The 10,768-nt window shown below is 41.8% G+C and carries 24 protein-coding genes; 7 read left to right on the plus strand and 17 right to left on the minus strand.

Annotation, left to right across the window (positions count from 1 at the left end; translation table 11 throughout):
* Positions 1-318 precede the first annotated feature (318 nt).
* Complete coding sequence (locus tag K2P83_RS08870) at positions 319-768, minus strand: hypothetical protein (protein ID WP_292928365.1); 450 nt, start codon at positions 766-768, stop codon at positions 319-321.
* A 322-nt stretch (positions 769-1,090) separates the two neighbouring features.
* On the opposite strand from K2P83_RS08870, the gene K2P83_RS08875 reads away from it, so the two are divergent.
* On the plus strand, positions 1,091-1,225 hold the full coding sequence (locus K2P83_RS08875; protein WP_292928367.1) for a hypothetical protein: 135 nt from the start codon (positions 1,091-1,093) through the stop codon (positions 1,223-1,225).
* A gap of 34 nt (positions 1,226-1,259) precedes the next feature.
* Here K2P83_RS08875 and K2P83_RS08880 read toward each other — a convergent pair whose 3' ends face one another.
* From K2P83_RS08880 to K2P83_RS08955, 16 genes are all read right to left on the minus strand, one after another.
* Entirely contained in the window at positions 1,260-1,598 is a 339-nt protein-coding gene (locus K2P83_RS08880; protein WP_292928369.1) for a hypothetical protein, read from the minus strand.
* The gene (locus K2P83_RS08885; protein WP_292928371.1) at positions 1,595-2,074 is read right to left on the minus strand and encodes a hypothetical protein; all 480 of its coding nucleotides are present in this window, start codon (positions 2,072-2,074) and stop codon (positions 1,595-1,597) included. The genes K2P83_RS08880 and K2P83_RS08885 overlap by 4 nt, the downstream gene beginning before the upstream one ends.
* Positions 2,075-2,139: 65 nt before the next feature.
* Positions 2,140-2,304: a hypothetical protein gene (locus K2P83_RS08890; protein ID WP_292928373.1), complete on the minus strand. Its 165-nt coding sequence runs from the start codon at positions 2,302-2,304 to the stop codon at positions 2,140-2,142.
* A gap of 35 nt (positions 2,305-2,339) precedes the next feature.
* The gene (locus tag K2P83_RS08895) at positions 2,340-2,531 is read right to left on the minus strand and encodes a hypothetical protein (protein WP_292928375.1); all 192 of its coding nucleotides are present in this window, start codon (positions 2,529-2,531) and stop codon (positions 2,340-2,342) included.
* An 81-nt stretch (positions 2,532-2,612) separates the two neighbouring features.
* On the minus strand, positions 2,613-2,753 hold the full coding sequence (locus K2P83_RS08900) for a hypothetical protein (protein WP_292928377.1): 141 nt from the start codon (positions 2,751-2,753) through the stop codon (positions 2,613-2,615).
* Positions 2,750-3,016, minus strand: a complete 267-nt coding sequence (locus K2P83_RS08905) for a hypothetical protein (protein ID WP_292928379.1) — start codon at positions 3,014-3,016, stop codon at positions 2,750-2,752. The genes K2P83_RS08900 and K2P83_RS08905 overlap by 4 nt, the downstream gene beginning before the upstream one ends.
* A complete protein-coding gene (locus K2P83_RS08910; protein WP_292928381.1) occupies positions 3,009-3,176 on the minus strand; it encodes a hypothetical protein in 168 nt (55 codons plus the stop codon). Before K2P83_RS08910 ends, K2P83_RS08905 begins: the two co-directional genes overlap by 8 nt.
* A 2-nt stretch (positions 3,177-3,178) precedes the next feature.
* The gene (locus K2P83_RS08915; protein ID WP_292928383.1) at positions 3,179-3,655 is read right to left on the minus strand and encodes a recombination protein NinB; all 477 of its coding nucleotides are present in this window, start codon (positions 3,653-3,655) and stop codon (positions 3,179-3,181) included.
* A 2-nt stretch (positions 3,656-3,657) separates the two neighbouring features.
* Positions 3,658-4,743 carry a DNA cytosine methyltransferase gene (locus K2P83_RS08920; protein ID WP_292928385.1) on the minus strand — a complete coding sequence of 362 codons (1,086 nt, stop codon included), beginning with the start codon at positions 4,741-4,743 and terminating at the stop codon, positions 3,658-3,660.
* Positions 4,744-4,870: 127 nt separating this feature from the next.
* Positions 4,871-5,074, minus strand: a complete 204-nt coding sequence (locus tag K2P83_RS08925; RefSeq protein WP_292928387.1) for a hypothetical protein — start codon at positions 5,072-5,074, stop codon at positions 4,871-4,873.
* 42 nt (positions 5,075-5,116) lie between these two features.
* Positions 5,117-5,908, minus strand: a complete 792-nt coding sequence (locus K2P83_RS08930) for an SPFH domain-containing protein (protein ID WP_292928389.1) — start codon at positions 5,906-5,908, stop codon at positions 5,117-5,119.
* Positions 5,909-6,105: 197 nt separating this feature from the next.
* Positions 6,106-6,327: a hypothetical protein gene (locus K2P83_RS08935; protein WP_292928391.1), complete on the minus strand. Its 222-nt coding sequence runs from the start codon at positions 6,325-6,327 to the stop codon at positions 6,106-6,108.
* Positions 6,328-6,329: 2 nt separating this feature from the next.
* Positions 6,330-7,004: a DUF6475 domain-containing protein gene (locus K2P83_RS08940; protein WP_292928393.1), complete on the minus strand. Its 675-nt coding sequence runs from the start codon at positions 7,002-7,004 to the stop codon at positions 6,330-6,332.
* Complete coding sequence (locus tag K2P83_RS08945; RefSeq protein ID WP_292928395.1) at positions 6,985-7,806, minus strand: hypothetical protein; 822 nt, start codon at positions 7,804-7,806, stop codon at positions 6,985-6,987. Before K2P83_RS08945 ends, K2P83_RS08940 begins: the two co-directional genes overlap by 20 nt.
* 13 nt (positions 7,807-7,819) lie before the next feature.
* A complete protein-coding gene (locus K2P83_RS08950; RefSeq protein WP_292928397.1) occupies positions 7,820-7,975 on the minus strand; it encodes a hypothetical protein in 156 nt (51 codons plus the stop codon).
* A 171-nt stretch (positions 7,976-8,146) separates the two neighbouring features.
* The gene (locus tag K2P83_RS08955) at positions 8,147-8,389 is read right to left on the minus strand and encodes a YdaS family helix-turn-helix protein (protein WP_292928399.1); all 243 of its coding nucleotides are present in this window, start codon (positions 8,387-8,389) and stop codon (positions 8,147-8,149) included.
* A 213-nt stretch (positions 8,390-8,602) separates the two neighbouring features.
* Here K2P83_RS08955 and K2P83_RS08960 point away from each other — a divergent pair, with 213 nt between their 5' ends.
* From K2P83_RS08960 to bet, 6 genes are all read left to right on the plus strand, one after another.
* Positions 8,603-8,992 carry a helix-turn-helix transcriptional regulator gene (locus K2P83_RS08960; protein ID WP_292928401.1) on the plus strand — a complete coding sequence of 130 codons (390 nt, stop codon included), beginning with the start codon at positions 8,603-8,605 and terminating at the stop codon, positions 8,990-8,992.
* Positions 8,993-9,186: 194 nt separating this feature from the next.
* On the plus strand, positions 9,187-9,453 hold the full coding sequence (locus K2P83_RS08965) for a hypothetical protein (protein ID WP_292928403.1): 267 nt from the start codon (positions 9,187-9,189) through the stop codon (positions 9,451-9,453).
* Positions 9,454-9,515: 62 nt separating this feature from the next.
* Complete coding sequence (locus K2P83_RS08970) at positions 9,516-9,710, plus strand: hypothetical protein (protein ID WP_292928405.1); 195 nt, start codon at positions 9,516-9,518, stop codon at positions 9,708-9,710.
* Positions 9,703-9,873 (plus strand): hypothetical protein, encoded by a 171-nt coding sequence (locus K2P83_RS08975; RefSeq protein ID WP_292928407.1) that lies wholly within the window; start codon positions 9,703-9,705, stop codon positions 9,871-9,873. Before K2P83_RS08970 ends, K2P83_RS08975 begins: the two co-directional genes overlap by 8 nt.
* Positions 9,873-10,073, plus strand: coding sequence for a hypothetical protein (locus K2P83_RS08980; protein ID WP_292928409.1), 201 nt, complete (start codon positions 9,873-9,875; stop codon positions 10,071-10,073). Before K2P83_RS08975 ends, K2P83_RS08980 begins: the two co-directional genes overlap by 1 nt.
* Positions 10,070-10,768: phage recombination protein Bet (gene bet / locus K2P83_RS08985; protein ID WP_292928411.1), on the plus strand; the 699-nt coding region annotated here is incomplete at its 3' end. The genes K2P83_RS08980 and bet, both read left to right, overlap by 4 nt.

Consider the following 10,768-nt stretch of genomic DNA (forward strand, 5'->3'; position numbering starts at 1 on the left):
ACAGTTGCAAAAGGTATCTGCCTCTTACTGACCACGTCAAGCGCTCTCTGAGCCTCTTTGATATCTGTTGTTATGTTTATGGTTGCCATGTTAATAAGTCCAAAAATATATAAACTCGTCCATCACGATAACCTCAAAATAACAAATCTAATTGCGCCCCGGTTACAGATTTTCCGCATCCATTAACATAATTTTCCCATTCGGTTTTTGAGTATTGCTTGCCCGAATAACTATGAGCGCCGCATGACATGCAATACAAATTACGATAATCTCCAAGCCCTTGAGACAAATCTTTCAAATTCTGTTTATAGCAACAATTCATACTGCGTTAAAATTAAGTCTGCAGACATAGTGCAGCAAGGCCAAAGCATCGGCCTCGTTGTCATTCCGCGTTTGAAATCCGCGTTTGTTTGCATCTGTTATCATCATTTCTTTAGTTGCGCGTCCGCTTCCTGTCCAAAACTTCTTAATCTGCCCCACCCCCACACCCATGCACGATATGCCGCGCTTATATGCGTACATCTGCAAAACCGCAAGATATCCGCAATACGCCCTTGCTGCGTGCAGTCCGTTGTGCCGCTTTACATCCTCAAAATAGATGGCCGATAGATCGATATCATTTAACTCTCTAGTCCAATGCTCAAATAACTCGAATTTCTTGCCTGTATGGCATTTGCCGCTCGTTAATCTTTCCCAACCGCTATCAATCGTTACGCTTTGCTTTATTGCCCAGCCGAACTCATTACCAAGGTCTAGCGCAAGTATCATTTACCGGTATGGAACCATACAATTATTCGAGCTATGACCAAACCTGTCGTTAAACCCCATAAGTACATACTTAAATAATCCATAGATTAACTCTCATTTTCCGTTTAATTCCTCTAGCTTGTCTGCTATCTTCCTTAAATCCGTTGGCGTTGCGTCACATCGAACAAATTTAATGGTCCATTTATAGGCTGTTGGTGGCGGTTAATGAATTCCGCTTGCGAAAGTCTTTATTTGCAAAATCTTTTAAGCACCTAGCATCGCTGAGGACTCGAACCGCGAACCCCGTCGGGAACAGCCCCTATTTACGCATCATCACTGCGCTATGCACCAACACGTTGGCGGCATGGCGACCCGAATCGAACGGGATTACCTCCTTCCGCGAGTTTCACGCAGCGCTACCATGCGGACGTTGCCAGTATTTCTACTCACCAACAAAAAAGCGCTCTTACTGAATTAAAAAACGCTTCTTTGTTAGTTCTCATTTGCTGAGATTATTCACCGTCTCCGATTAATTCTGGTTTGTAAGTGACCATTAACTCAAATCCCATAAACTCACTATCACCACATTGACCTATCAACGTATCCCATTTGCCAGTCAAACAATCTAATTCAATCTGCAACATGCGTTTTTCTTCGATATGATAAGCCGCCATCGGATCATTGCATGTGATTGCATCAGACATAGGCCTCAATTTGCTGACTGTTAGTGTGTCGACTTCTTGAAGTTTGTGAGTAAGAAAATAATCTATAAGACGTACACCCATAGCACTGTTAGCTTCGCGGTGTATATTTTTTGCAATAATCAAATCTTCTTCTGTTATGACTTTCATTTTGTGTTTTCTTTAAATACACTCATTAAATGATCTAATACTTTTTTTGCATCGAAATTTCCATGAAAATTAATGTATGCAATTTCGTTCTGTATCTCATCAAATTCACAATGGATAGTTAATCTGCTTCTTGCTTTACCAGATATCGGGCAAGGCAACTCCTCACCATTCAGCAAGAATGTTTTCTTTGGTGGATTCCATGAGTAATCACTAATACACATAATTCTCGTGTTTATGCCAATCACAGTATATAGACCTGATTTATGATAAATTCCATCGCCAACAAATACCGGCTTATCTTCAAGTATCGCAACCGCGAAGAAATAATTCTCTAAGGGAGGCTCATTAAATGATGGCTCAAGTTTGCCATCGCTCTTTAAACCCATGTATCCCCAACATTCCTCTGGTTTAACCTTGGTTCCATCGCACATATCCAGCACGCGCGCCCATTCTCTATACAAATCAGATTTTTTCATGCGACACCTTCCCAAAGTTTAATTTAAATCAGTAGCGCACAGCCTTTTTCGCTTAATCTCATTATCTACACACCATTATTATTTTTATTTTCACATGCACGGCATATATTCTTTAATTGTATTGAAGCCGCGTTAATTATAGTTACCAGCTCCTGCACACCTTCCCCGTGAGTGCCTTTATTTGCCCACAACTCCAAAGACATACCAAGCGCAACAGATGAATTTTTCATGGCATTTATTATGTAATGTTTCTCTCCTACTATCCTCATTTTAATAAAATCCTCACAGCATCCGCAGTTTTAAAATCATCAATATCAGCAATTTCTCGCATACAGCCCTGACACATCGTCGTATCAACATCGAAGCCAGCGGTTAATAAATGAACACCATGCTTACACGGACAGATTTGATAGCCTTGTTCTAATTCCTGCTGCGTTGGCTCGCTTATTTTTATCATATTACAATCCGTTTATTTATCATTTTATCACGCAACACTTTGATTATATTATACATTGTTATGTGATGGTTATGTGATTATTTACTTTTTGTGTGCTAAATAAACGCCAAGCATCAGCCATAAATTTGCAATTAGAAAATAGAATCCTCTAGCAACATCCCCCTCAGCAGCTACCATAAGACCGATATTTAAAGCGCATATTATGTAAGCAACATTCATCATGATTTACCGTAAAGTTTTTTGATCGTTTCGCCCAACAAATTAAGCTCGTTTTCTTTCATGATTTTCAGCATTGTTTTATCCTGGTGCACACCATTTTTGCCCCTATGACAATCAACACAAAGGGGTATAGTACAAAAATCGTGTGACTTCCTCCCCGGGATACGCCCTTCCAAAATATGATGGGCTTCGCTTGGTTCATGTGCCCCGCATAAGCAGCATGGCAATTCTTTAACGCGAACCATGTGACGTTGTTCTTTACTCATCTTCGTCGATCATCTGATCAATCATGACGCCGATATGCCCGATTACCTGAGAGGCATTGTCATAATCATCCTGACCTTTGTTATTGAGCAAATTAATCAGTTGACATCTCAGGTCGTCGCAAACGTTATCAATATAATCTTCGTCTATTTCTTCATTCATTATTAAAACTCCCGAGGATTTGCGCTAAACATAACACCCAAAGAACAGCCAAAAGCTTCAATAATAGTCACGTACTCAGCAAAACATCTTGCGCTTAACAAAGTTGTTGATATAACTTTCATGCTTCCGTCAATCTGCTCCACCCACTTGCTGCGAATAGTTCCGTCTTTTAATTCGACTTCTTCCGGCATTTCGTTTTTGCCAAGGTACTCATGCCAGCAATCCTTGTCATACTGACGATTATTAATCCATCCTTGCTCCGCAATCTCACCGATCCTCAGCCACATCAGGCCGTTTTGATCCAGCCCACGCGCCTTTGTCTGCTCGCTTATAACGATCTGGATTGGCCTATCTTCATCAACCGGCAAATTACTTATCTTGCTTGCCAACAGCTCTTTTTGCTGCTCCGATCTAATCAAAACGACTATCTTCGCAATCGGATTGCGCTTTGGTCTTGCTGTGGCTTGGGATTGGGTCATTTTTAAATACTCATGTAAGCACTAATAAATGCAATCGCGGTTTGCGCCTGTATTGCGTTGCCATAACCTTTTAATCTCATGACTCGCGCTTCTTGCGTTTCGTTGGCATTGATCGACTCGCCTGGATTCCAGCTATGCACCACTCCTCTGGCAATCCCATTAACCAGCGGCTTAATGCCGGATTTAACTGGCCGGTATTTGTTGTCTCGGCAGTAGATCCAGTCAATTCCTTGCCGTTCTTCGCGTCCTGATAAATCTGTTGCTGGGCAGGGTCTACTTGCTCCCTTAGATTCGAAGGGAATGTCCTCCCCTTCCTCCCGCCCGACCGAGCTTGTTTGTAAAGTGCTTCCTTTGATCTCGCTGGCAATACGTCCATTGTGTTCGGTGTCGCCCATCCTGATAACCCCGCCGCGTGCGGCAAATGCATCTGGTGACCCTTCGCTAGATTGTTCATAGCATTCTGCGGATGGTGTTTTGGATCCTGAACTTTCGGTGTTGGCCATCCCGTCAGCCAAACAGTCCTGCCCAATAAACTGTTTATCGGTACGTTCTGCTCCTTCCCGTCTTTGTGATCTCGCGCCGCTGTTGTCGGCCACCCAGTACAATCGTTGTCTGATGTGCGCCGCGCCGATGCTGTGTGCGCCCAATACACAGTGCCCAACGGCGTATCCTTCTGCTTCCATGTTTGTTTGTAGATCATCGAGCCAGCCATGCTTAATTGCTGCTTCAACCTGCTCACCAAAGATTGTGTCAGGCTTGCACTGTCTGACCAATTCAAGGAAGTGCGGCAAGAGGTGGCGTTCGTCTGATTTTCCAAGACCTTTGCCGGCTGTGCTAAATGGCTGACAAGGGAGGCTTGCTGTCCAGACTGGCTTGCCTCCCCATCCTGATTGGTTAAGGCAATAGTCCCATGTTCCAATTCCGCTGAACCAATGCACCCTATCGAATCCCACAAGGTCGCTTGCTCTAACTTCCTCAATACTTCTCTCATCGACTTCCCCTGGTGTTATGTTGCCGTTCTTTATTAATTGCCTTAACCATGCCGCTGCTTTTGGATCAAATTCATTGTAGTAAGCAGATATACTCACCCAATCGCCCCTTTAAACGCCGCATACGAATCTGCGTACCAAGAAATGCACCAGATCACAAATCCAACCACATAGATAAAAACAAGTGCAGAGATAATAGAAGTCAACTCAAGAATTAATCTTTTTTTCATTTATCCAGATCCTTTTTATTTTTGCGATTTCTTGCCTTCAATTCATTCATGATCTGATCTGCCAGTTGATCGCCGTACAATCTTCGCCAGAAAGCGATGCAGCTAAATTTGTACTCGCGGGTAAAACACATTTCGATATAATCAGCAGCCTCCTTTACTGTCGGTGCTCTGTACTTAGAAGGATCATCCGCTGGCTGCATTTGATAAGCGTGGCGCACCGATTTGATGCGCCACTTTATTTCTTACTTGATACTTACAAGCGGATTAATGCCGGATGGCAACACAACGGTATGCGTCCCCTCATGAGCAAAACTCTGCATCGCTTCGATTTCTTTGTATCTGAGGTAAGAAGGTGTTAATGACTTTGAAATAATGTCGTTTGAATCTGCGGTCCCTTGGGCTTCAACAATCATTCTTGCCGCTTCAGCTTTTGCCAGCTCAAGTTCATTTTGCTTTGCTTCAACTTGTTTCTGCATTTGCACCGCAGCCCGAATGCTTTGTTCAAGAGCCGGGTCGGTAACAACCTGGCGAATCACAACCTTAGTCACAGAAAAAACGCCTGGGTCAGTCTTATCTAATTCATCTTGAATTTGTTTCAGAATTGCCGCCTCGACCTCAGATCGTTTTGTATGTAGAGTTAATGATTCAAAGTGCGCGATAGTGTCGTAAATAACTCCCCTGGTTAACCGTTCAAGCAACCCGAACCCAGGGTAATAAAGTCCGTCATCTTCGTTCTTTGGTGACATTCCAGAATACCTGATAACCAGATCAGCAACTTTATCCGGATTAACCGTGTAAAAAATACTTGCATCAAGGTCTGTCAATGACAGATTGTCCTTGGCTTTTGGCTTCAAATTATCCAAAGCGAGCTCAGTTTCTTTCGTAACGTACTGGCTAACAGAATCAACTACAGCGATATAAAATCCAGCTGGAACCTCGTTTTCCTGCACCTGCTTGTTGAATCCGTTAACGCGCACGCCGACATTGCCAGTCTCGATTCTTCCGCACGCTGTTACAAAAAATACTGCAATCAAAATTAGTAAAAATCTCATTTCTTATAATCCTTGAATGTTGTTTAAAAAATAAAGTGAACCGATTAAAACCGTTGAAATAGAACATGAAACAAAAACATTTTTTCCTTGCTTTAAGCTGGTCTTTTTCTCATTTTTAGATAAAATATAACGATACGAATAAATCATTAATGACAGAACAATCCAGAAAAGAACGAATCTCAATTTGCCACCTCACCTAGTAATTTTTGCGCAGTTGAAAGAACAATATCCTTATCAATGCTTCCCCAGTAAGAGCGCTTTTCTGCTGCTTTAATGTAATTCCTGAGAAGCGTTTTTCGATTGTATAAATTGTCGCTACCGAACTGATTAAGCCCAATGTTCTCGATAAAACGTATCTCGTGAACGGTTGAAAATCTAATTGTTTTGTTTTCTTGTTCCATGATTACGCCGCGTCTGTGTTTTTAACGAAACTCAAGGCGCCCACGGCATTATGCAAATCCTTTTGCATTCTCTGTATTCCAACGCCTGAGCTGAATTCGATCTGGTTGAGTCCTTTACTCATCACTTGCTTGGCTTTTTCCACATCACCGATGAGTTTAGGAGGATCAATGCGGTACCCTTCTTTCGAGTTATGCGCCTCTGCCATGCCTATCAAACGAGACTGATATTCAGGCGCTATACCGCGCGATTTAAAGCCCCTGTAACGAGTCTGAAACTCTTTCCCAACGAATGGCCATTCATCTTCTGTTTTTGTGCCTAATGATACCCATCCGCCCATGTCATAAATTACTCGATGGATGATTGGATCATCAAAAACAACGGATTGATAAGTGCCAACACAACGCAAAGTTTTATCCACTTTCGCCCAAGCAACTAACGAGGAATCCTCGGTACTTCCTTCGATCATCTTGCGAATGTTTGAGACTTTCGGCATGAAGTCGCCATCCTTGTCTGTGTTGCGTATGTGCCGGAAAAGCGCATCGCGCACAGCTTCAAAATCAACATCATGTAGACCTTGCCAATAGAGTATTTTCAAGCTTGTTGTCATGGTCTTTCCGTACTGCTCGGAAACGGTATCAAGTAATTCACAAAATTCATCAAAGTGCTGTTGCTTCATGAGTTATGTCCTTTTCCAACGGATTTGATTGGCCGAATAATCTTCTCTTTGCAAGCTCGGTTTGCTGCCGATTAAAATCAATCTTGTTGTTCTCATTACGTTTTGGAGAATCTCTGCTTTTAACCGGATAAACATCTTTCCAGCTTGACCTTATCGATTGACTAACCACATCATTTGGATCGTTACCTTGATCTTTTAACTTCTTAAGTTCAGTAATCAAAGATTTGATTGCCAGTGGAGAATTGACTGCCTTGAGTTTTGTTCTGAGTTTTAAGAATTCATTCCAAATTTCTTGAGAAACTAAATCCTGCTCAGGAATATTAATTTTCACAGCTTCGACAGAAGCCCCCTTACCCCTACCCCTACCCTTACCCAAACCCAAACCCAAACCCAAACCCAAACCCAAGCCGTCATCTGACTTATTGTTGCAGTCATCTGTCAGCGGATTGCCGTCAATCTCATTAGTGACTGTTTTATCTACACTTTCAGGAGAAGGGTATTTTTCCTTGCTTCTTACCCTCTGTTCCCACTTATTTATTATGAAAAATGGTTTGTTGTTAACTTTGTATGTTGTTATTAGCGTTGCCTCCTCAAGATCAATAAGAAGTTTTTCAATTTTTGACGCAGTAAAAGAATCTTTAAGAGGAAAACATTGGCTTTTAATGATCTGCACCCGGCCATCCATACGTCCATAATCATCTGCAACAACAAGCAATCGATAGAACAGCACCTCGCTGTCACTAGACAGCATATTGATGGCATCTGACGTACAAATACCTTCCTTAAGTAATCTATTTGGCATTATTGTTCACCGTTTAATTGCCTTGGCTGCCGCCAACAAATTCCACAAAATTAAATATATTGAAACGTATCTTTTTTGAAATAGGTTTCCTGGTTGCAGCTTCTTTTTCGGCTATGTATGCCTCAAAGTTATATCCATTATCATCAACAACCTTAAGAGATTTGTTCATTTGTTCAGGCCAAAAAAAACAGCCAACCGGAAAGGATAGGTAACCGGTTGGCTGTGAAGTGCGGAGGGTGGCCGCGAGAAAACTATGAATTAATCCAGCCTTCCGGCAATGCAATGTAGGTTGCACAGGCTGGTGCGGTGAGTTCTCTATGGAGATAGTGAACATAAATCTTTAATCGTTTTTAACGTTCAATTCTGGCCACTGTGCTTTCCAATCTTTACGAAGATTCTGCCGGGTGATAACACCTTTTGAGAATTCTTCGATCTTGCAGCACGCAACCGTTCCGAATCGATATTGACCAGGTTTTCCCGCTCTTACCTTCGCGATATAACCTAGGGATAATCCGCAGAATGCAGCAAGGGCGGCCTGGTCAGCCTTGTTTAGTTTTTTGAAGTATCGTTTAAATTTATTCATAGGGTAATATATTACCACATTAAGCTAATCAGTGGAATATTTATTTTAAACGATACGAAAATTACTATTTATTACCCGTTATGTTTGCTAACGCACATACTGGCTTTAGGGTTATAATTATAATAATTACCCTAAAGGTAACTATTAGATCGCCGTAATGGTAACTACTAGAGCGAAAAAATCAAAAGAACTATATATATAGAGGTGTGTAAAATGCCCAAAAAAGATAATGGAATTAGGAGCCGCAAACTAAACTACCTTATAAATTCAGAGTTTGAAGGTAAGCAGCGCGTTTTTTGCGAGAAAACCGGAATAGCTCAAAGCTTGGTTTCAAGATACCTGCATGGCAAAATTATTGGTGATGATATGGCTGAGAAGATTGAACTTGCTTGCGGATTAGAGCCGGGATGGCTAGACGATAGCGCAAATCTACCGCCAGTAGCTGAGAGGAGGAAATCTCTCGACACGGGAGAAACTGAGCTGTACAGGTTAATTGGTTTAATTACCAACTTATCAGAAAAAGAGCGTAGGCGAATACGAAAAATCTACGAAGCGATAACCGCAAGTCGTGATGACGATAATAATAACAGCACAGAACAGTAACTAAATAATCACTTTAAAACAAGGGCTTAATTGCCCTTTTTTTTCGCCCAAAATTACCCAATCACATTACCTGAGTAAATATATTGATTACCTATTGCATTGTTATTACCTTGATGGTAATATTATTCACATCGAGACACCTTAAGCGCGGAAGCGCCGGTGAATCGGTATCAAAATTAACTTTGGAGAATAAAATGAAAAAAGCAATATTAGTAGCAGCACTTATGTCAGTTTCAGCTTTCGCTTCTGCCGAATCATGGGTAGCAAATGGCGTGAGACAAATCGCAGCAAGCAATACATCAGCAGTGCAAGTATTGCCGGTTAGTGAGAATGGATTTGCAAGCGAGGCATTATGTGAGCAATTCATCGCAGATCAAAACGGCTTGGCTCTGGCCAATAACGTTAAGGGCGCAAAAATGACCAATCACGTTGATGCAACTTGCAGCAAATCAGCAGACTAATTGATATTGGCAAGGCAATCAAAGCGGGTGATCCTGCTTTGATAAAAACTAAGAGGTGAATCATGAGAACACAAGAAAGAATCTACTTCATGCGTGATATGAAGAAATTTAAAGCAGTCGAACAATACAACACGTTTAAATCAGTCTTGTTTGCGATTATTGCTGTGATTGTGCTGGTATCTGTTATCGGGAAAATGGATCAAGACCTTGAGACCTTTAAACAAGAGCAGGCGTACAGGATGGAGCGGAATGAATAGGTTCAAATTCCGGGTAAATCACGGAGTTTGGTTTACCCCAAAGGAAGAATTTCTAAGCGAGTGGGCAGCATGGTTTTATATCAAAGCAGTGTTTGGCGACTTAAAGATTGATGACTTTAAGATTGTGCCGGTTCAGCCTGACATTTTCGGCGATCAAGCTTAATGGCTGATGAAGTCTACGATAAATACATCGCCCAGTTTCGCTCACTTATCGAGAATTACGGTGCACAGAATGCAGTCTATGCGCTCGAGAAAGCATTTGAATTAGAGAGTGAAGAAGCTCAGGACGAAAAGCAAAAGAAAAAATTAATCGGAGTTTCTGAATCGCTTGGGAAACTTTATTACGAGATTGAGAAAATATGAATACAGCATTAGCAACACTAACAAATAAGCTTGCGTCGCAATTTGACATGGGTGATGGCTCTGGATTGTCTGAAACCCTTAAATCGACTGCATTTAAAAGCAATACTCAGGTTACCGACGAACAAATGACAGCGCTGCTTATTGTTGCAAATCAATACGGTTTAAATCCTTTCACCCGTGAAATTTTTGCTTTCCCGGATAAGGGCGGAATTGTGCCGGTTGTTGGGGTCGATGGATGGTCCCGAATTATGAACACTCATGCCCAATTTGATGGGATGGATTTTAAATCTGATGCGGAAAGTTGCACCTGCATAATTTACAGAAAAGACAGGACACACCCAACCAGCGCAACTGAGTATATGGACGAATGTAAGCGCGACACATCGCCAGCATGGAAATCACACCCGCGCCGCATGCTGCGACACAAAGCTATGATACAGGCGGCACGGCTGGCCTTTGGATTCACTGGAATTTACGATCAGGATGAGGCTGAAAGGATTGTTGAAATTGATGTGACACCAAAAAATCAAGTTAAGCAGGTAGAAAGCAAGGTTTTGCCTTCATTAGATCAAGAATCCTTCGACAAGAAAGCTGTCGTGTGGAAGAAAAGCATGATCGACAAAGGCGATCCGTACTATCAACAATGTCAAACAACCACACAATTATTAGCCCAGAAATTAAATTTAGCAGCAGGC

Origin of the sequence: Nitrosomonas sp. (assembly GCF_019752415.1) — a bacterium.
In the GTDB taxonomy this organism is placed as follows: domain Bacteria; phylum Pseudomonadota; class Gammaproteobacteria; order Burkholderiales; family Nitrosomonadaceae; genus Nitrosomonas.